Raw genomic sequence first — 20701 nt, forward strand, 5'->3', positions numbered from 1 at the left:
ACCTTCAAAGCTGAGAAGCAAGGAACCCCGCCGCAGCGGGCGGGGGCATCCGACAACAGCTGTTATTTTTGCTCGGTGACGTGCACTTTCAACGTGGCTGTCACTTCCGGATGAAGCCTTACTGGCACATTCGTATAACCGAGGGAACGAATGGCGTCAGCAAGTTCCATTTTTCGCTTATCAAGCTTTACGCCATGTTGATCGTAAAGCGCCTCGACGATCTGTTTGCTTGTGATCGAGCCAAACAAGCGGCCGCCCTCGCCCGCTTTCGCCGCGATTTCCACCGTCAGTTTTTCGAGCGCTTCTTTCAGTTTTTTGGCATTGGCCAGCTCTTCCGCAGCTTGGCGACGCTCTTTTTGCTTTTGTGCTTCGAGCGCTTTAATATTGGCCGGGGTCGCTTCAATAGCGAGCCCTTGCTTGAACAAAAAGTTGTTCGCATAACCGTCAGCCACGTCTTTGATTTCGCCTTTTTTCCCTTTTCCTTTCACATCTTTTAGAAAAATGACTTTCATGATGGCTTCCCCCCCTCAAAATAGTCATGAATCGCCTCACGCAGCTGCCGCTCCGCCTCTTCGACCGTCACGTCAGACAGCTGGGCGGCAGCGTTTGTTAAATGCCCGCCTCCGCCGAGCCGCTCCATGATCAATTGCACATTGACATCGCCAAGCGAGCGGGCGCTGATGCCGACCGTTCCATCCGCCCGCCTAGAAATGACGAACGAAGCGACGACACCGCTCAATGTCAGGAGCGTGTCAGCCGTTTGCGCGATCAACACTTGATCGTGCACCTCATGTTCGTCCCCTCTGGCAATGGCAATGCCGCGCTCATCGATGGTGGCCCGTTCAATCAGTTTGGCGCGTTTGACGTAATTGGCGACGCTTTCCCGCAGCAGCTTTTGCACGAGCACCGTGTCCGCTCCCTGAGAGCGCAAGTATGAGGCGGCGTCAAACGTCCGCGAGCCGGTGCGGAGCGTAAAGCTTTTTGTATCGACAACGATACCGGCAAGCAAAGCGGTAGCTTCCAACATCGACAACTTCATGCGCCGCGGTTGATACTCCAAGAGTTCGGTAACGAGCTCGGACGTTGAGGAAGCGTATGGCTCCATATAGACGAGCAGCGGCGCCTCGATAAACTCTTCCCCGCGGCGATGGTGGTCAATGATGACAATGTGGTCGGTGCGGTATAGCAACCGCTCCTCAATGACAAGCGACGGCCGATGGGTATCCACGACAATGAGCAGCGTATCTTCTGTCACCAACTCGAGCGCCTGCTCCGGCTTCAAGCACCTTGACCATAAATCGGCCTGCTTTTTCATTTCCTCGAGCAGCCGCTGCACCCCGGCATCCGTTTTCGCCGGGTCAATGACGATAAATCCTTCCTTTTGGTTCGATTGAACAACTTTTAAAATGCCGATGGCCGCCCCAAGCGCGTCCATATCCGGATACTTGTGGCCCATGATGAGCACTTTGTCGCTTTCGGCGATCAATTCGCGAAGCGCATGGGAGATGACGCGAGCGCGGACACGCGTCCGTTTTTCCATCGGATTCGTTTTGCCGCCGTAAAATTTCACTTTCCCGGTTCCTTGCTTAATCGCCACTTGGTCGCCGCCGCGCCCAAGCGCCAAATCGAGGCTTGATTGCGCGAGCGCGCCAAGTTCAGGAAGCGGAGACACACCGGCGCCGATGCCGATGCTCAGCGTCAGCTGAACATGATGCTTCGCCGTCTGTTCTCTCACTTCATCAAGGATGGAAAATTTGCTTTTTTCCAATCGGCTCAAGATCTGCTCATTCAACACCGCAATAAACCGGTCGGACGATGTCCGCTTTAAAAAGATGCCATAATCATTGGCCCACCGATTCAGCACAGAAGTGACGAGGCTGTTCAGTTGGCTTTTCGCCTGATCGTCCATCCCTTGCGTAATTTCATCATAATTGTCGAGAAAAATAATGGCGAGCACCAAGCGTTCCGCCTCGTATTTTTGCTTCAATTCCATATGCTCGGTGACATCAAAAAAGTAAAGAAGCCGTTCAGAGCGGCGAATGAGCACCTTGAGCCGCTTTCCATGAAACTCAAAGATCTCTTCGTCCATTTTTCCTCTTTTGACGAAAGCGGCCAACGGCTCGGACAGTTCAGCGAGAGAGCGGCCCACTAACGTCTGCTCTTTGAAGCAGGCGGCCAGAAAGCGATTGGACCATTCGATCTCGCCGTCTTCATTCACAAGCATAATGCCGACCGGCATTTGCATGAGCGCTTCTTCCCCGACTTTTTTAACGCGGTGCGATAAATTGGAAATATAATGTTCCAGCTCTTGATACAAAGAGCGCTGCGACCAGATGACACTGTAAAGGACGAATCCAATGCCGAGAAGGGCGACCAGCCCGATCAGCCATTGGAAATAAAACAGGCCAATCGCCATTAGCACCGCCATGGCGGCCAACGCATAAAGCGGATAGCGATACGCTTTCCTTTCATAAAAATGGGACATTCAAGTCAGCTCCTACTTCGGAAGAAATGACTCACCTTATCCAATTATCATATGCGGCGGCGCAAATCAAATCCTAAATCAATTATACCGAATATCGCCACAAGATAAAGTAGAAAAGGCAGGAATAAGCAAAGGACCGTCCCCGCTACCACCACGCCTTTGGCGATTCCTTTTTTGTAGGCAACAGCGTACAAAAATGAAAAACCTTGCACGATCATGGCTAGGTGTAACACATACGATACATTTAGCACCGCCATATAGGCAAACGATCCTTCTTCCAGCGGAAACAAGGAGAGAAGGAGGACGACAACATAAATCCATAGCACGCTTTTGGGCCACGTCAACTCACGAAACGGCGGCCATGAACCGACCGGCAGCTTTAGCCTTTTCATCACTGGCAGCGAGACGATGATCGTCACGTACGAAAGCGCCAACGCCGCGATGACAAACAGTGTCGGAATCATATAGCCGATCAGCTTCAGTCCTTGTTCGATCTGCCTTTGCATCTCCAAAGATGGCGCTTGCCCCATCCCTTCCATGAGACGCATCGCGGTGTCAAACGATTCACGCACGAGCGCAAGCGTATCTTGGATCAGATCGACGTGCAAAAACTGAATCGAGATAATGTAATCAAGCACGATATTGGCCAAAAATACAAACGTACCGACAAGAAGAACAACGTACCGGTTTCTCTGTTTGGAAAGCAGCGCGCCAACCGCGATGCCAAACGTGCCGAACATCAACGCCATCGGCAGCGCTAAAAGCGAACCGATCAAACCGGAGACGACAAGGGCCGCCGCCAGCAGCAACATAGCAGGAATCCATCCGTGGCGCATCGTGAACACCATAAACGGAAGCGCCAAAAACAGAGTAGCAACGATCCCGATGACCGGCACGTACAGCGCAAGCAAAAACAAAACGGCAAACAGCGCAAGCTCAATCGCCGCTTCGGTGAGAACATGCGTGTTTCGCAAGGAATGTTCCCCTTTCTTGATCAGATATAAAAAAAGCAGTAAGGTTCCCCCTTACTGCCCTTTTCCGGCTCATTCATCCGCAACGTACGGCAAGAGCGCCATTTGACGCGCGCGCTTGATCGCTACCGTCAGTTTGCGTTGATACTTTGCGCTCGTTCCCGTTACGCGGCGCGGTAAAATTTTCCCGCGTTCAGAGATGAATTTTTTCAGCAAATCGACATCTTTGTAGTCGATATGCGTAATGTTATTCGCCGTGAAGTAGCATACTTTGCGGCGTTTGCCGCGTCCGCCTTTCCGTCCTGCCATTTCCGTTTCCTCCTTTCTTTCTTCGCTTTCCGGACCGCCGCCCGCCCATGGGATCAGCGCTCTTCCCATTTTTCGGGCGGAGGACAGTGTTTTCAGACGATGAACTGCCCGCCACCTACCCTTCGCTTAGAGGTGGAGGCTTTCAGCGACTTGGGCGTGTTCGCCAAACTAAGCCACACACAAGTCCCCTTTACGCCTTCCTTCGCTCCGAAGGCGTCCGTTCGAACAATCGATGACCACATCCGTCGGCGATCACCGGCATTCCTCTTCCACTTACTCATTAGGCTTTGCCCTGTGCACATTCCTTGAGGTGGAAGACTTCTGTCAGAAATAACGTTAAAACGGCAAATCATCATCGGAAATATCGATCGGCTGACCGTCATCGGCGAAAGGATCTTCATCGATGCGGCCCGCCTGTTTGTCGTTCGGATATCGGTGGTTCTGATCTTGTCCGAATGGGAATGGATCCCCATAGTAGCCGCCTGCTGCTGCCCCTCGCTGCTCGCTCGCGCCTTTGGGCTCTAAAAATTGGACGCTGTCAGCCACCACTTCCGTGACATAGACGCGCCGGCCTTCTTGATTTTCATAGCTGCGGGTCTGCAGCCGGCCATCGACTCCAGCCAAACTCCCCTTTTTGAGGAAATTCGCCACATTTTCCGCTTGGCGGCGCCAAACGACGCATTGAATAAAATCCGTTTCCCGTTCGCCTTGCTGGTTTGTAAACGGCCGGTTGACGGCAAGCGTGAACGTGGCAACAGCCACTCCGCTTGGAGTGTAGCGCAACTCCGGATCTTTCGTTAACCTGCCGACTAAAATGACGCGGTTAATCATCAGAACCACCTCTTGCCATAAAGAAAAAATTATTCGTCTTCCTTGACGACGATATGACGGATAATGTCTTCGCTGATGCGCGCTAAACGGTCAAATTCCTGCACCGCTTTCGGCTCCGCTGTGACGTTGATGATCATGTAATAGCCATCGCGGTATTTTTGAATTTCATAGGCTAAGCGACGCTTACCCCAATCCGTCACCTTTGTAATCTCCGCGCCGTTTTCTTTCAACACGTTGTTGAACCGTTCCACGAGAGCTTGTCTCGCCTCATCGTCCATGTTCGGGCGGATGATGTACATAATTTCGTATTTTCTCACGCTCGTCACCTCCTTTTGGTCTGAACGGCCCTTCCGCTGAAGGGCAAGGAGCAATGAACATTACTCACATTTGTTGATTATACCATGATGGACAACGATAAGCAAGGCAGTTTGCCGCATTTGCGCAGCACAAACATTTGCCATCCTTATTTCGGTTGAACATAGCGGCCTTGCTTCTTTCGGGGGAATGCGAAACGCTAGACGTTGAATCGGAAATGAATAATGTCGCCGTCTTGCACTTCATAGTCTTTTCCTTCGAGCCGCACCTTGCCCGCCTCGCGCGCCGCCGCCATGGAACCGGCAGCGACTAAGTCATCGTATGAAACCGTCTCGGCGCGGATGAAGCCGCGCTCAAAATCGGAGTGGATGATACCCGCGCATTGCGGCGCTTTCATTCCTTTTCGAAACGTCCACGCCCGCACTTCCTGTTCACCGGCAGTGAAAAATGTCGCCAGCCCAAGCAAACTGTAAGAAGCGCGAATCAGCTGGTCAAGGCCGGACTGCTCAATGCCGAGCTCCCGCAAAAACTGCTGCTTTTCTTCCTCGCCGAACTCGGCAATTTCCTCTTCAATTTTGGCGCAGACGACGATCACTTCCGCGTTGTCGCGCTTCGCAAACTCGCGCACGTCCTTGACAAACGGATTGCCGTCAGGATCGGCGACGTCTTCCTCGCCAACATTGGCGACATACAGCATCGGTTTGATCGTCAACAAGTGCAGCTGCTTGACGACTTTCATCTCTTCCTCAGAGAATTCGAGTGTGCGCGCCGGTTTGCCGGCTTCGAGCGTTTCTTTCAATCGCAGCAAAATCCCGTGCTCAAACGCCGCCTCTTTATCTTTTTGCTTGGCGATTTTGCCGACCCGCTCGATTCGTTTGTCAACCGTCTCTAAATCGGCCAACACAAGCTCCAAATTGATCGTTTCGATATCGGCGAGCGGATCGACTTGGCCGGCCACGTGCGTAATGTTTTCATCGCTGAAACAGCGCACGACTTGGCAAATGGCATCGACTTGGCGGATATGGGACAAAAACTTATTGCCAAGCCCTTCTCCTTTGCTTGCCCCTTTGACAATGCCCGCAATATCCGTGAATTCAAACACGGTCGGCACCGTCCGCTTCGGCTGAAACATGTCAGTTAATACTCGAAGCCGCTCATCGGGCACTTCAACCACCCCAACGTTTGGCTCAATCGTACAAAACGGATAGTTCGCCGACTCGGCTCCGGCTTTCGTAATGGCGTTAAACAACGTCGATTTGCCGACGTTGGGCAAACCGACGATTCCTGCTGTCAATCCCATGGATTCCACTCCTCTTTTCCCGTTCGCATCTTCCCTCATTATATGGGCTGGCGTGAAAAATGACAAGCGCGGCTACAAGAGACATCCGGCGTACAAGCGCTTTTCAAAGGCCGCCGACACGGGCCTTCATCGGCCGTCACGGCCGAAACTCGAAAAGGAAAACGGATGGCCGGGAAACCCATCATTGATCCAAACAAACGACACGTCAGAAGTGGGTCAAGTTCTTGTCGCAGCGGGAGACCCATCACTGATCCAAACAAACCCTTGGCTAGGTAGCGTCGAAAGTTCTATGAAAACTCCCCCCAGATCATCCCATTGAGCATCGTGGGACATGTAGAGAGCCGGATTCGCCCTTGGCGAACGTGGGGGTTCCGTATGAAAAACAGTCGCAACCCGGCCGGCGGCGTTCGCGGCCTCCTTCCAGTCAGGTTAGCGTTGTTTGCCAATCCGCCACGGCCCCGCCTTCTTCCCGCGGCGCCCATTTTTCAATGTTGACCAAGCAGTCATACAGCGTGCTGCCGCAACCGTTGTCCGACTCCAAATCGGGGGTGAGCACGTTGACCGGCCCTCCGAATGCCCCCCACTGCCCTTCGTCAATGTTGATCGTTCCCGGATGGGCCCGTTCGAGCACACGGACCGTCCCGACAAGCGACCCGCGACCATTGTAAACACGGGCGCGGTCACCATCGGCAAGCCCTTTTTCCGCCGCAATATCGGCCGACACTTCGATGCGCACGGTTTGGAGCGCCGGAAGCAACGGGTAATGTTGCGAATGATTGGAGCGAAGCGGATGAATCGTCAGCAACCGGTATGGATACTTGGCCGCCAGCAGCGGATTCGTTTCCGCTGATTCGGCTGGATGCATGATCGTTAGCCGGCCGTCCATTCCTTTTTGACGGGCGATGCTGGATGTAAACTCATATTTGCCGCTCGGTGTTTGAAAGCGGCGATGGCGCCATGGCACCGGCTCAACCGGCAAAAGAACGCGGTGTTCGGCGCGCAGCCGCTCCAGCGTAATGCCGTGCCGCTCCAGCGGACGGAGCGCCATGTTTAGAAACTGCTCGCGCGTATAGGCAAACGCCTCGCCAAAGCCGAGACGTTTGGCGAGCTCCGTCCAAATCCACAAATCAGGCTTCGCTTCACCGGGCGGCTCCACAAGCTTCGGACCATAGTTGACATACGCGTGATACATAGATGAACAGTAGACATCTTCCTCTTCAAACGAAGCGGCCACCGGAAGCACGTAATCCGCCACAGCTGCCGTATCGGTCATGAACTGCTCGAACACAACCACCGTTTCCGCCGAGGCGAACGCCTTTTTCACCAAATTCGTGTTCGGCACTTGGGCAAGCGGGTTGCCACAAGTGACGATCACCATCCCAATCGGCGGATCGTTCGCCCGCAACATTTCCTCCGCCTGCTTCATCATCGTCCATGCGCGCGATGCCGTTTTCCGCTCGGGAAGGGTGAGCGCAGCCCGATCAAACCATTCGCTCACTTGTAAGTTGCCAAAATTCGCCCCTCCGCCTGGAATGCCGACATTGCCGCTGGCGGCGACAAGGGCGTCAATCCAGCGAATCGTGTTCCCGCCATTGGCATAACGCTGCATGCCAAGCCCAAGGTACGTGGCGGTCGGACGGTCGCTGTAAATCCGGGCCAATTCCGTCGCAGTATGGCGGCTCACACCGGTATATTGCTCGATTTCCGCAAGCGAAATCGTCTGCAATACTTGCTCGACGTCGGCAAACCCAACCGTATGGTGCTCAATAAAGGCACGGTCTTCGAGCCCGAGACGGAGCAGCTCTTTCATGACCCCCATCGCCAAAAAAGCGTCCGTTCCCGGCTTAATGCAGATGTAATGGTCGGCGATGCGCGCGGTCGGACCAAACAGCGGATCGATCACAACGATTGTCGCGCCGCGCTTTTTTGCCGCCAAGAGCCGTTCAAACAAATGGATGTTGGTGCGGGCGACATTCCGCCCCCAAATGACGATATGACGGCTGTTGTCGATATCTTCCGGCGCATGGCTGTAGGCGTTGCCAAAATCCCATTTTTGCGCCTCAATGCCCGCTCCCCAGCAAAGGCTGCCGACAAGCTCGGTCACGCCGCCGTAGCAGTTGAAAAAGCGCTGGTCCAAATGTTTGAGCAGTCCATTGTTGGCATAATCATGGCTGTGAAGTACCGCCGTCGGACCAAACCGGTCTTTTAATCGCTGCATGTTTTCGGCAATGTCATCGAGCGCCTCTTCCCAAGAAATGCGAACAAACCGGCCGTTTGCTTTTTTTAGCGGATAGCGGAGGCGCCCGTCGGCGTTCACCCGTTCTTTCAACATCCGCCCGCGTCCGCAAATCGTTCCTTTGGTGATCGGATGCTGTTCATCGCCGTCTACACGGACGACTTTTCCCCCGTCGACCGTCACCTTCAACCCACATACGTCCCAACAATTGAGCGGACATGAAGTCACATGCGTCGTCCCCATCGCCTTTCTCCCCCCTCGCCCACCGCTAGAACGGAAATTTTCCCAGTCCCGTTCGGTTATTCTTCATGCTTGACAAGCACTTTTTTCATTTTGCGGACAAATTCCTTCCGCGGCAGCAACACACTGTGAGCGCAGCCCTCACATTTAATGCGAATGTCAGCGCCTAGACGAATCACTTTCCATCGGTTCGTCCCGCACGGATGCGGTTTTTTCATTTCCACGATATCATAAAGACCAAATTCTTTTTCTTCCATCTGTCCACCCCCTCGCGATCATAGCTGTTGTTTTTGCGGCTTGGCGTCCAGCTGTTCCTCTCCGCCGCGGCGATGCAGCACAAGCCGCGGGTATGGGATTTCGATTCCCCGTTCGTCCAACAGCATTTTGACTTCCTTGCGGATCGCCCGAGCGACCGCCAGATGGCGCATCGGTTTCGTTTCGCACGTGATGCGCAATATGACTTCCGAGCTGGCTAAATTTTGCACGCCAAGCAATTCTGGCGGAGCAACCATGTCTTCATACTTCGCCGGCAGCTGCGGAAGAAGCTCACGGATCGCTTGTTCCGCCTCTTCAATATCTTCTTCATAGGCAATGCTGACGTCGACAACAGCCAAGCTGTTATGCAACGAAAAGTTCGTCACTTCGATAATGCTGCCGTTGGGCAAAATGTGCACTTCTCCCGTCCAGCTTTTAATTTTTGTCACCCGCAACCCGATTTCTTCCACGTATCCTTCAAAGTTGCCGATGCGCACATAGTCACCGACAGCAAACTGATCCTCAAAAATAATGAAAAATCCGGTAATGACATCTTTGACTAAGCTTTGCGCCCCGAAGCCGACCGCTAATCCAACGACCCCGGCCCCGGCAAGCAATCCTTTCACCGGAACACCAAATGTATCTAAAATCATTAAGAGCGCAATAAAATATAGTACGTACGTAATGACATTGTCGAGCAGGCGAACAAGCGTCGCCTCCCTCCGTTCGGAAATGCGGATCGGCGCCTTTTCCCGCACGCGAAACATATTATGGACAGCCACTTTTAACACTTTTACGGCCACGGCGCATACGAGGAAAATCAAAACGATCTTCAGCGCCCCTTTTCCTATCTCCAGCCACAGCGTTTCATCGGTCAAAAACGCCAACAGTTCATCGACCATTTTCTCGATCGCTTTCAACGTTGACAACACCTCGATCTTCTTCGTTCTGCGCTTTTTATTTTAACAAGACAGGCCATCGATTGGTAGCCCGATGTTTTCGCCATCCGCATCACTCGAGAACAAGAGCGGGAAAATAGGGGAAGAAACGTATATCATTCTTTTATTTTCCGTATACTGTTAATACTTTTGGATGGAAAGTAGGAGTGAAAAGAATGAGCATACCATCGATTTTTTTCTCGTCCAAGGAGGAAAGAGACCGCATTTTTTACGATGAGCCAGGGGCGGTATCATTGATCGCTTGGCGGATCGCCACGCTGCTTCCGGATCCGCTCGTCCAGCCGGTCGCCATCGTTTGCATCGGCACCGATCGATCGACGGGCGATTCGCTCGGACCGTTAGTGGGCACGATGTTGAAAGAAAAGCCGTTATCCCGCTTTCATGTATACGGAACACTCGAGGAGCCGATTCACGCCGTCAATCTTGAGGAAAAAGTGGAGGCGATTCGACTGACTCACGATGAACCGTTCATGATCGCGGTTGACGCCTGCCTTGGTCGGTTGAAAAGCGTCGGCGCCATCACCGTTGCCAAAGGGCCGGTTCGCCCCGGGGCTGGAGTCAATAAACAGCTGCTTCCCGTCGGGGACGCCCATATTGCCGGGGTGGTCAATGTCAGCGGATTTATGGAATTTTTTGTCCTGCAAAATACGCGCCTTCACTTGGTCATGAACATGGCCAAAACCATTGCCAACGGCATTTACGAAGCAGAACGGTTCGTCGTTCGCAAGGAGCGGCTTGGTGCCCCTCCGCTTTCGAAAGATCGACGGTCGTTGTGGTAAAAAAACGGTTCGGCTATTGGAGCCCGTGCACCGCTTCGCCTAAAAGGTTGGTGAAAAATCGCTGTTTGCCTTGATCAATGATGGAACGCGCGAACATAGAGGCTGAGGCAACAAGTCGTTTCCACTTGAGAAACGATTCGGAGAAGCGGTTGCGCGAGTCAATCACCAGCCTCCTAAAAGTCCGGTGAAAAAACGCTGATTCCCTTCATCAATGGGAAAGCGCGTGAAAAGCAGGACCGATACAACAAGGTTTTTCTCGTTGAGAAATGAGATGGCAAAGCCGTATCCACGAATCAATCACCGGACTCCTCAGGATTGGCGATGGCGGACGGCCAATCCCCCTCTTTCTCAGTCTCAGCTGTTGAAAGAGGGGGTTGCACGCGGCTTACCGTCCCACTACCAGAACGAAAGAAGAAAAACAGCGCCCGCCGTAACAAGAATGCTCGGCAGCAAATTCGCCACACGAATGTTCGTTACCCCGAGCATATTGAGACCGATCGCCATAATCAAAATCCCTCCGGTCGCTGTCGACTCGGCGATAAAGGAATCGAGCACGCTCTTTGGCACAAACCGCTCGATTTGCGTCGCCAATAACGCGATGCTGCCCTCGTAAACCATCACCGGCAGCGCGGAAAATATGACACCGATGCCAAGCGTCGTCGTCAAAATGACGCTGGCGAACCCATCCAAAATCGATTTTGTGTAGAGGACGCTATGGTCGCCGCGCAGCCCGCTGTCCAGCGCCCCGACAATGGCCATCGCGCCAATGACAAACAATAACGTCGCGCTCACAAATCCTTGGGCGATGCTACCCCCGTTCCCGCCCACTTTTTTCTCGAGCCATCGGCCGAGACGGTTCAGCTTTTCCTCCCAGTCCCACCACTCTCCGAGAATGCCGCCAAACACAAGGCTAATGATAACAACAAGAAACTGCTCGCTTTTCATCCCCATCTGCACGCCAAGAAGCGCCACAGCAAGTCCGATTCCTCCCATCACCGTTTCTTTGACGCGGTCGGGGATGCGGCGAAACGCCTTGCCGATCAATGCTCCAGCTACAATGCTCAGTCCATTGACGATCGTTCCTAGCAATACCATGATGAACCACTCTTTCCAACGAATTGAACATCCTCGATCATCGGCCTACTCATCAAACCGCACATCGAGCAGTTCTAATATTCTCTCTAAATCTTCCGGAGAAAAAAATTCAATTTCGATTTTTCCGCGTTTTTTCGTTTGTTTAATGGTGACGTTCGTTCCGAATTTTTCGCGCAGCAATGATTCGCTTTCTCGAAGAAACACGCTTTTTTCTTGCTTTTTTCGCTTCAATGTTTCACGTGGAACATCGGCATTGGCCTGCTGAATCAGCTTTTCCAGCTGGCGGACGTTCAGTCCTTCGCGAATCACCCGTTCCACAATCGGTTTCATTTTGCTTTTTTGCTTCAGCCCCAAAAGCGCGCGGCCATGCCCCATCGAAAGAGTGCCATCGATGAGCAGTTTTTGCACATCGGAAGGGAGGGACAACAAACGCAAATGATTGGCGATGTGCGGGCGGCTTTTCCCGACGCGGCTGGCGACTTCCTCTTGGGTCAAGTGCAGCTTGTCCATCAACATTTTATACGCCATCGCTTCTTCGATCGGGTTCAAGTCTTCACGCTGCAAGTTTTCGAGAAGCGCAAACTCCATCATTTGCTCGTCGGTCAATTCGCGAACCACCACTGGCACTGACGACAAATTCGCCTCTTTTGCCGCCCGGTAGCGCCGTTCGCCGACAACGATTTCAAACCCTTTCGGTGCGCGGCGGACGATGAGCGGCTGCAAAATACCATGCTGCAAAATCGATTGCTTCAGCTCCTCGATCGCCTCGGGTTGAAACGTTTTCCGCGGCTGGTACGGATTCGGCCGAAGATCGTGAATGCTGACTTCCCGCACAGTTTCTTCGTTTCCGTCCATTCCGTTGAGCGGAAAGTTGTCAAACAGCGCGCCGATGCCTTTGCCAAGCCCTCTAGCCACGTTCAAGCACCTCCTTCGCTAAATCCAAATACACTTCGGCCCCCCTCGACTTGACATCGTACAAAATAATCGGTTTGCCATGGCTTGGCGCCTCACTCAGCCGCACGTTTCGCGGGATGATCGTCTCGTACACTTTTTCGCGGAAATACTTTTTGACTTCTTGAATGACCTGCAAACCTAGATTTGTCCTTGCATCAAGCATCGTCAACAGAACGCCTTCAAGGCGCAAATCGTAGTTTAAATGCCGCTGCACAAGCCGGATCGTATTGAGCAGCTGGCTGAGCCCTTCCAGCGCGTAATATTCGCATTGGACCGGGATAAGGACAGAATCGGCCGCCGTCAACGCATTCAGCGTCAGCAACCCGAGCGAAGGAGGACAGTCAATAATGATAAAGTCATACTTGTCTTTTAGCGGTGCGAGCGCGTTTCGCAACCGAATTTCGCGAGAGATAACGGAAACGAGCTCAATTTCCGCACCAGCCAGCTGGATCGTTGCTGGAATGACGTATAAATTTTCGATGTCTGTCGGCCGAATGACGTCTTTCGCCTTCATGTCACCGATGATGACGTTATAAATGCATTCGTCGACATCTCCCCGTTCAATGCCGATGCCGCTTGTCGCATTTCCTTGCGGATCGGCGTCAACCAACAGCACTTTTTTTCCGAGATGGGCGAGACAAGCTGACAAGTTGACCGCTGTCGTTGTTTTTCCGACGCCACCTTTCTGGTTTGCAATAGCAATGACTTTGCCCACGATGCCACCTACCTCTATCTCTTCCTCATAAACTTTATTTTATCATGAAAAAAGGAAAATGACTTTGTTTTCTGAAAGAAAAAACCCCATCAGCCGCGCGTGATGAGGCAAACGATGACCAGTTGATTATTTTTTGGCGATGCGAATCGTAATTTGATAGTAATCGTCCAATTCTTCCTCTTCCGATTGAACGGACACCCCGCTATTTTCCACCATCGAAAGCGACTGGCGAATTGTATTAATGGCGATGCGCATATCGCGGCTGAACGCCTTGCGCTTTGGCTTCGGCTTTTGTTCCCGCGCTTCAAGCAGCTTGACGACCCGGTCTTCCGTCTGCTTGACGTTCAGTTGCTTGTCGATGATTTCCTGCAGCAACTTCAGCTGTTTCTCTTTATCTTTCAACGCAATCAGGGCGCGCGCATGACGCTCCGTAATCGCCCGCTGCAACAGCGCTTCTTGGACTTCCTGCGGAAGTTTGAGCAGACGCAGCTTGTTGGCAATCGTCGACTGCCCTTTGCCAAGCCTCTGGGCGAGCGCTTCTTGCGTCAAATCGTGCAGTTCGATGAGCCTAGCGTACGCCATCGCCTCTTCAATCGGTGTCAACTCTTCACGCTGCAAGTTTTCAATGAGGGCGACGGAGGCGGTTTCTTTGTCATTTAAGTTTTTGATGATCGCTGGGATTTCCGTCCAGCCGAGCTTTTGCACCGCCCTCCATCTCCGTTCGCCGGCGATGATTTCAAACTGTCCGTTTCCGCATTCGCGGACGATGATCGGCTGGATGATGCCGTGCGTGCGAATCGTCAACGCCAATTCATTGATTTTTTCTTCATCAAACATCGTGCGCGGCTGAAAGCGGTTCGGGATAATGCTTTCGACCGGAATGTGGCGAACTTCTTCTCTCTCTTGTTTTTCCCCCGCTTCTTCAAGCTCTCTCTCTCCAAAACTGAACAAGCGCGAAAATGGATGCTTCATCCCCCTACACCACCTTTGGACGTACTTAGCAAATCGCTCTCTTTGTCACCCGGCACGCGCGACCTTCTCCCTAGCTGTTTCCCCGTCATGAGACACGGGACGATGGAACCGCCTTTTCGCCGTGTCCGCGGCCGGCTACTGAATGGGCTGCTTGCTCGGCGTTCCTGGCTTGCGCGGATATTGGGCCGGCGTCTTTTTCGTTTTATGAATGAAAATAATGGTCCGCTCCCCCTCCGCAAACGGCAACGCGAACGTTTCCGCCGCCGCGACTTCCCCGCCGAGCACCGCGATCGCCTTTTTTCCCTCTTTCAATTCTTCAGGCGCCGAGGCAGCCTTCATGGCGATCAATGTGCCTCCAACTTTGACAAGCGGAAGACAAAGTTCGGCAAGCACCGGCATGCGCGCTACCGCCCTAGCCGTGACAACGTCAAACGATTCGCGCATTCCCTTTTGACGAGCGAACGTCTCGGCCCGATCATGATAGAGCGCCACTCCCTCGAGTTGCAGCGCGGCGACGAGATGGTCCAAAAAACGAATGCGCTTTTGCAACGAATCGACGATCGAAACGCGCAGATGCGGAAAGCAAATTTTGAGCGGAATGCTTGGAAACCCCGCTCCAGCGCCGACATCGCACAGCGAAAGCGGCGCGGAAAAATCGTAGTAAAAGGCGGGGGAAACCGAGTCAAAAAAATGTTTCACATAGACGCCGGGCTTGTCTGTAATAGCGGTCAAATTCATTTTCTCGTTCCATTCAACGAGCAGTTCGTAATAGCGCTCAAACTGCGCAAGCGCTTGGGAAGAGAGGGAAATCCCCCTCTCTTCAAGCATGGCTTGAAATTGTGTCGCCTCCATAAGCCAATCCTTTCCCTCATGTTTATTCATTCGACACGCGCGCGATTCTTCCTTGTTCCAAATACACTAATAAGATCGAAATATCGGCCGGATTGACGCCGGAAATGCGCGATGCTTGGGCGATTGAGAGCGGGCGCACTTGTTTCAGTTTTTGCCGCGCTTCGGTCGCCAGACCTTGGATGGCGTCGTAGTCGATATCTTCCGGGATTTTTTTGTTTTCCATTTTTTTGAGCCGCTCGACTTCTTGCAGCGATTTTTGAATGTAACCTTCATATTTGATTTGAATTTCGACTTGTTCCGCCACTTCTTTAGCGATCTCTTCATCGGCCGGCGCCAGTTTTTGGATGTGCTCGTACGTCATCTCCGGACGCCTTAGCAAATCAGCGGCGCGAATCCCGTCTTTCAGCTCGCTTCCGCCCGCCTGGCGGATGACTTCCTGCACCTCTGGCGTCGGTTTAATGATGACCGTTTGCAGCCGTTTTTTCTCCCGTTCGATCGCCTCTTTTTTCGCCAAAAATTTTTCATACCGTTCTTCGGAAATGAGACCGATCCGATAGCCAAGCTCAGTGAGGCGCAAATCGGCGTTGTCGTGGCGGAGCAACAGCCGATATTCGGCGCGCGATGTCAGCAGGCGGTACGGCTCGTTTGTCCCTTTTGTCACCAAGTCGTCGATCAAGACGCCAATATAAGCGTCCGAACGGCTTAAAATGATTTCCTCGCGGCCGAGCGCGCGGTGGGCGGCGTTAATGCCGGCCATGATGCCTTGACCCGCCGCTTCTTCGTAGCCGGATGTGCCGTTAATTTGCCCGGCGGTGTACAAATTTTTCACCAGCTTTGTTTCCAACGTCGGCCAAAGCTGTGTCGGCACGATGGCATCGTACTCGATCGCATAGCCGGCCCGCATGAGCTGCGCTTTCTCGAGCCCTGGGATCGTCTCAAGCAGCTTGCGTTGGATATGTTCCGGCAAGCTTGTCGACAACCCTTGCACGTAGACTTCTTCCGTTTCCCGCCCTTCCGGTTCGAGGAAAATCTGGTGACGAGGCTTGTCGTGGAACCGGACGACTTTATCTTCGATCGACGGGCAATAGCGCGGTCCGGTTCCTTTAATCATGCCGGAGTACATCGGCGACAAATGCAAATTTTCATCAATGATGCGGTGCGTTTCCTCTGTCGTATACGTCAGCCAGCACGGCAGCTGGTCGGTGATGTAGGTTGTCGTCTCGTACGAAAACGCCCGCGGCTCTTCGTCTCCCGGCTGAATTTCCGTTTTGCTGTAGTCGATCGTCCGGCTGTTGACGCGCGGCGGCGTGCCCGTTTTGAAGCGGACGAGCTCGAACCCAAGCTCTTCTAAATGCTCGGACAGCTTGATCGACGGCTGCTGGTTGTTCGGTCCGCTTGAGTATTTAATGTCACCAATAATAATTTCTCCGCGCAAAAACGTCCCGGTTGTGATGACGACGGCCTTCGCATAATAATGAGCACCCGTTTGGGTGATGACGCCTTTGCAGACGCCATCTTCAACGATGAGCCGCTCGACTTTCCCTTGCAGCAACGTCAAATTTTCCTGATTTTCGAGCGTTTTCTTCATTTCCCGCTGGTACAGCACTTTGTCAGCCTGGGCCCGCAGCGCGCGGACGGCCGGACCTTTGCCTGTGTTTAACATCCTCATCTGGATATACGTTTTGTCAATGTTTTTCGCCATTTCCCCGCCGAGAGCGTCGATTTCGCGCACGACGATCCCTTTCGCCGGGCCGCCGATCGACGGGTTGCACGGCATAAACGCAATCATATCGAGGTTGAGCGTAATGACGAGCGTTTTCGCCCCGATACGCGCCGAAGCAAGCGCCGCTTCGCAACCGGCATGGCCGGCGCCGATGACGATGACGTCATACGTTCCTCCGTGATACTCCATTTCGTTTCCTCCTTGCTTATTTTCCTAAACAAAATTGGGCAAACAGCTGATCAATCAAACTTTCGTTTACTGTATCGCCAACGATTTCGCCAAGCAGCTCCCACGCCCGGCGCAAATCGATTTGAACAAGATCGACCGGCATGCCGGCGTCAATGCCGGAAAGCGCATCATCGACCGCCTGCTTCGCTTGTTCAAGCAACGCGATATGGCGGGAGTTCGATACATAGGTCAAGTCGCCCGCCTCAAGTTCGCCGCCGAAAAACAGATCGGCGATGGCTTTTTCCAATTCATCGATTCCCTGTTCATGAAGCAATGAAGCCGTCACGATCGGTCGGCCGGCCGCCAATTTCTCGACCCGTTCCATATCCATTCGTCTCGGCAAATCGGTTTTGTTGACGATGATGATCGCGTCCATCCCTTCAATCATCGCAAACAGCCGCTCATCCTCTTCCGTCAGCGGCTCATGGTTGTTCAGAACGAGCAAAACGAAATCAGCCCGCTTCAGCATTTGCCGCGAACGCTCTACACCGATTCGCTCCACGACATCTTCCGTTTCGCGAATGCCAGCCGTATCAATCAAGCGGAGCGGTACGCCGCGGACGTTGACATATTCTTCAATCACATCGCGCGTCGTCCCTGGAATGTCGGTGACGATCGCCCGGTTTTCATGGGCGAGCGCATTTAACAGCGATGATTTTCCGACGTTCGGCCGCCCGATAATGACCGTTGCCAAGCCTTCGCGCAAAATTTTCCCTTGATTGGCGGTCGACAGCAGCTTTTCAATCTGTCCGCGCACATATTGCGCCTTTTCTTTGAGCAGGCGCGGCGTCATCTCTTCGACATCATCGTATTCCGGATAGTCGATGTTGACTTCAACGTGCGCCAACGTTTCTAAAATGGTCTGCCGCAATTCGCCGATTAATTTCGACAACCGCCCCTCCATTTGCTGCAAAGCAATGTTCATGGCGCGATCCGTTTTAGCGCGGATCAAGTCGATGACTGCCTCCGCTTGGGATAAGTCGATGCGCCCGTTTAAAAACGCCCGCTTCGTAAACTCCCCCGGTTCAGCAAGGCGCGCCCCATTAGCCAGCGCCAACCGCAGCACCCGGTTGACGGAAACAAACCCGCCATGGCAGTTAATCTCCACGACATCTTCACGGGTGAACGTCTTGGGGGCCCGCATCACCGACACCATCACCTCTTCAACGATTTGGCCGCTCTTCGGATCGACGATATGCCCATAATGGATCGTATGCGTCGGGACCTCTTTGAGCCGTTTCCCGCTCGGACTGCGAAAGAGCCGGTCGGCGATCTCCACCGCCTCATCGCCGCTCAATCGGACGATCGCGATCGCTCCTTCTCCCATCGGCGTCGAAATGGCGGCAATCGTATCAAATTCTGTCATGGCTCGTTCACCTCGCTTTTTCGCTGTCTTTTCTATATCCACAGCCCGTTTCCGCTGTCGCTTTCCGTGTGCATCGTTGCTCAGTTCAATTTTAACTTATCCACATGTGAATAACAATATGGCATGCTCATGTTGAAAAAAGACCATATGTGCGGCCGCGGTTTTGTTTCAAACCATCCTTTCCGCTACCAGCGCCACAACGACAACAAAAAAAGGCCTTCCTCTCCTTATTCAGAGAGGGGCCTCTTTCATCGGCGCTTTCGTTTCCATCGCCGGGGCCACGACGATTGATCGATGCGGATCGACCCCGACCGAATAAGTGGAGACCCGCTTATGGCGGGCCAGCGCGGCGTGAATAATTTTTCGCTCATGCGCCGGCAGCGGTTCGAGCCGGATTTCCTTCCCCGTTTTCACCACCTGAGCCGCCAGCTTGTTCGCTAGCTCAATGAGCGCTTTTTCTCTCCGCTCTCGGTAATTTTCAACATCGACAACAATGGACACATATTCATCGGCATAGCGGTTGGCGACGAGCTGCGCCAAAAACTGGAGCGCATTCAACGTTTGTCCATGTTTGCCGATCAGCAGTCCGACCGGTCCCCCGTGAACGTGAAGCGTCGCTTGTTTCCCGCGCCGCACCACTTCAATGCTTGCCCCTTCCACTCCCATCTGCGCCATCACCCGTTCGAGAAAGCGCACCGCTTCCTCGATGGGATCGACCTTCAACACCGCCTTCACCACTGCTGGACGGCCGCCAAACAAGCCGAACCAGCCTCTTTTTCCTTCATCAAGCACGACGATGTCGACGCGCTCCCGAGGTGCACCGAGCTGGGCAAGCGCCAACCGCACCGCCTCTTCGGCCGTTGCCGCAGTCGCGGTGACTTCTTTCACTTTTTCGCTCCTCCTGAATGGGCAGAAACGTCCGGCCCTTTAATGAAATACGTTTGCACAATAGAGAAAAGATTTCCGACGACCCAGTAAAGCGACAAAGCAGCTGGGAAATTGATGGCAAAAATGACGATCATGATCGGCATCATCCAAAGCAACATCGCCATTTGCGGATTTTGCTGAGCGGAGCCGGCCATCATGATTTTTTGTTGAATGAACGTCGTCACCCCGGCAATGATCGGCAAAATATAGTACGGGTCTTTTTCGCCAAGGTCAAACCAGAGAAAATTGTGCTGCGCAATCTCTCTCGTTCGCATGATGGCGTGATAGAAACCGATTAAAATCGGCATTTGAATCAAAATAGGAAGGCAGCCAGCCATCGGGTTGACGCCGTGCTTTTGGAACAAAAGCATCATCTCTTGCTGGAGTTTTTGCTGGGTTTGGGCGTCTTTCGAGCTGTATTTTTTGCGCAGCGCCTCCATCTCAGGCTGAAGCGCTTGCATGGCCTTGGCATTGCGCGTCTGCTGGATCATCAGCGGCAAAATTAACAAGCGAATCAACACCGTGACGACGATGATCGACAACCCAAAGCTTCCGCCAAGCAACTCGGCGACATGTTTGATCAGCCAAGAAAGCGGATAAACGATATACTCATTCCAAAACCCTTTGCTCTCCGGAGTGATCGGTTTGTTGATTTCCGTGCACCCCGCCAAGACAGCCATCAATGCACAACTTAAGACTATCCATACAATTCGCCTTTTCACCTTCTTTTTCCTCCCATATGTACGAGTTCACGTCTGTATTTTACCATCTTTTTTGGCTAGATGGGGCATCGTTTCAAACCGAGGGCCGCGACTTCGCCCCATTTTTCAGCGCGCCAGCTTTCCTGAGCACATGGATGAAGCTTTTTTTCACTTCCATGTAACTCATCTCTGAAACGGGCTGTCTAGCGATGACGACATAGTCCTTGCCGGGGACGATTTCCTCTTTCAACTCGAGGAAACATTGGCGGATGTAGCGCTTGATCCGGTTTCGGGTGACGGCCTTGCCCAGCTTTTTGCTTACGGAAAGCCCAATGCGGAAATAAGGCTGCCCCGGGCGGTCAAGCGTGTAGACAACAAACTGGCGGTTGGCTGTCGAAACCCCTCGCTGAAACACTTCTTGGAATTCATCGTTTTTTTTGATTCGATGCTTTTTTTTCATTCTCCGCAAACACTCCATTTGCCTCATT

Annotated in this window: 22 protein-coding genes; 1 reads left to right on the forward strand and 21 read right to left on the reverse strand. The window is 52.9% G+C overall.

Annotated elements, in window-relative coordinates:
• Positions 1–62: 62 nt before the first annotated feature.
• The 10 genes from rplI to GC56T2_RS17080 form a co-directional block, all read right to left on the reverse strand.
• Complete coding sequence (gene rplI, locus GC56T2_RS17035) at positions 63–512, reverse strand: 50S ribosomal protein L9 (protein WP_033017878.1); 450 nt, start codon at positions 510–512, stop codon at positions 63–65.
• Positions 509–2485 carry a DHH family phosphoesterase gene (locus GC56T2_RS17040; RefSeq protein WP_144976888.1) on the reverse strand — a complete coding sequence of 659 codons (1977 nt, stop codon included), beginning with the start codon at positions 2483–2485 and terminating at the stop codon, positions 509–511. Before GC56T2_RS17040 ends, rplI begins: the two co-directional genes overlap by 4 nt.
• 47 nt (positions 2486–2532) lie before the next feature.
• Positions 2533–3459 carry a YybS family protein gene (locus GC56T2_RS17045; protein ID WP_144976892.1) on the reverse strand — a complete coding sequence of 309 codons (927 nt, stop codon included), beginning with the start codon at positions 3457–3459 and terminating at the stop codon, positions 2533–2535.
• A gap of 69 nt (positions 3460–3528) precedes the next feature.
• Complete coding sequence (gene rpsR / locus GC56T2_RS17050) at positions 3529–3765, reverse strand: 30S ribosomal protein S18 (protein WP_008880812.1); 237 nt, start codon at positions 3763–3765, stop codon at positions 3529–3531.
• Positions 3766–4101: 336 nt separating this feature from the next.
• Positions 4102–4596, reverse strand: a complete 495-nt coding sequence (ssb, locus tag GC56T2_RS17055; RefSeq protein WP_144976894.1) for a single-stranded DNA-binding protein — start codon at positions 4594–4596, stop codon at positions 4102–4104.
• A 29-nt stretch (positions 4597–4625) separates the two neighbouring features.
• On the reverse strand, positions 4626–4913 hold the full coding sequence (rpsF, locus tag GC56T2_RS17060; RefSeq protein ID WP_033017874.1) for a 30S ribosomal protein S6: 288 nt from the start codon (positions 4911–4913) through the stop codon (positions 4626–4628).
• Between the two features lie 197 nt (positions 4914–5110).
• Positions 5111–6211: a redox-regulated ATPase YchF gene (ychF, locus tag GC56T2_RS17065; protein ID WP_144976899.1), complete on the reverse strand. Its 1101-nt coding sequence runs from the start codon at positions 6209–6211 to the stop codon at positions 5111–5113.
• A 424-nt stretch (positions 6212–6635) separates the two neighbouring features.
• Complete coding sequence (locus GC56T2_RS17070) at positions 6636–8690, reverse strand: molybdopterin-dependent oxidoreductase (protein WP_144976902.1); 2055 nt, start codon at positions 8688–8690, stop codon at positions 6636–6638.
• A 56-nt stretch (positions 8691–8746) separates the two neighbouring features.
• A complete protein-coding gene (locus GC56T2_RS17075; protein WP_033017872.1) occupies positions 8747–8944 on the reverse strand; it encodes a DUF951 domain-containing protein in 198 nt (65 codons plus the stop codon).
• Positions 8945–8962: 18 nt separating this feature from the next.
• Positions 8963–9844, reverse strand: coding sequence for a mechanosensitive ion channel family protein (locus GC56T2_RS17080; protein ID WP_370454574.1), 882 nt, complete (start codon positions 9842–9844; stop codon positions 8963–8965).
• Between the two features lie 212 nt (positions 9845–10056).
• Here GC56T2_RS17080 and yyaC point away from each other — a divergent pair, with 212 nt between their 5' ends.
• Positions 10057–10680 carry a spore protease YyaC gene (gene yyaC / locus GC56T2_RS17085; protein WP_144976910.1) on the forward strand — a complete coding sequence of 208 codons (624 nt, stop codon included), beginning with the start codon at positions 10057–10059 and terminating at the stop codon, positions 10678–10680.
• A 162-nt stretch (positions 10681–10842) separates the two neighbouring features.
• Here the strand turns inward: yyaC and GC56T2_RS18255 are convergent, their stop codons facing one another.
• From GC56T2_RS18255 to rnpA, 11 genes are all read right to left on the reverse strand, one after another.
• Positions 10843–10977 carry a hypothetical protein gene (locus tag GC56T2_RS18255; protein WP_255516121.1) on the reverse strand — a complete coding sequence of 45 codons (135 nt, stop codon included), beginning with the start codon at positions 10975–10977 and terminating at the stop codon, positions 10843–10845.
• A 99-nt stretch (positions 10978–11076) separates the two neighbouring features.
• Positions 11077–11775 carry a DUF554 domain-containing protein gene (locus GC56T2_RS17090; protein WP_144976913.1) on the reverse strand — a complete coding sequence of 233 codons (699 nt, stop codon included), beginning with the start codon at positions 11773–11775 and terminating at the stop codon, positions 11077–11079.
• Between the two features lie 45 nt (positions 11776–11820).
• The gene (locus GC56T2_RS17095; protein WP_144976916.1) at positions 11821–12690 is read right to left on the reverse strand and encodes a ParB/RepB/Spo0J family partition protein; all 870 of its coding nucleotides are present in this window, start codon (positions 12688–12690) and stop codon (positions 11821–11823) included.
• Positions 12683–13444, reverse strand: coding sequence for a ParA family protein (locus tag GC56T2_RS17100; RefSeq protein WP_033017866.1), 762 nt, complete (start codon positions 13442–13444; stop codon positions 12683–12685). The genes GC56T2_RS17095 and GC56T2_RS17100 overlap by 8 nt, the downstream gene beginning before the upstream one ends.
• A gap of 126 nt (positions 13445–13570) precedes the next feature.
• Complete coding sequence (gene noc, locus GC56T2_RS17105) at positions 13571–14416, reverse strand: nucleoid occlusion protein (protein WP_144976919.1); 846 nt, start codon at positions 14414–14416, stop codon at positions 13571–13573.
• 135 nt (positions 14417–14551) lie between these two features.
• On the reverse strand, positions 14552–15268 hold the full coding sequence (rsmG, locus tag GC56T2_RS17110) for a 16S rRNA (guanine(527)-N(7))-methyltransferase RsmG (RefSeq protein WP_033017899.1): 717 nt from the start codon (positions 15266–15268) through the stop codon (positions 14552–14554).
• Between the two features lie 22 nt (positions 15269–15290).
• Entirely contained in the window at positions 15291–17180 is a 1890-nt protein-coding gene (gene mnmG, locus GC56T2_RS17115; protein ID WP_144976922.1) for a tRNA uridine-5-carboxymethylaminomethyl(34) synthesis enzyme MnmG, read from the reverse strand.
• A gap of 16 nt (positions 17181–17196) precedes the next feature.
• The gene (gene mnmE / locus GC56T2_RS17120) at positions 17197–18585 is read right to left on the reverse strand and encodes a tRNA uridine-5-carboxymethylaminomethyl(34) synthesis GTPase MnmE (RefSeq protein ID WP_144976925.1); all 1389 of its coding nucleotides are present in this window, start codon (positions 18583–18585) and stop codon (positions 17197–17199) included.
• 231 nt (positions 18586–18816) lie between these two features.
• Entirely contained in the window at positions 18817–19473 is a 657-nt protein-coding gene (gene jag / locus GC56T2_RS17125; RefSeq protein WP_144976928.1) for an RNA-binding cell elongation regulator Jag/EloR, read from the reverse strand.
• Positions 19470–20234: a YidC family membrane integrase SpoIIIJ gene (spoIIIJ, locus tag GC56T2_RS17130; RefSeq protein WP_144976931.1), complete on the reverse strand. Its 765-nt coding sequence runs from the start codon at positions 20232–20234 to the stop codon at positions 19470–19472. Before spoIIIJ ends, jag begins: the two co-directional genes overlap by 4 nt.
• 73 nt (positions 20235–20307) lie before the next feature.
• Entirely contained in the window at positions 20308–20673 is a 366-nt protein-coding gene (gene rnpA / locus GC56T2_RS17135) for a ribonuclease P protein component (RefSeq protein WP_144976936.1), read from the reverse strand.
• Between the last annotated feature and the right edge of the window lie 28 nt (positions 20674–20701).

Source organism: Geobacillus sp. C56-T2 (assembly GCF_007829715.1).
GTDB lineage: Bacteria > Bacillota > Bacilli > Bacillales > Anoxybacillaceae > Geobacillus > Geobacillus icigianus.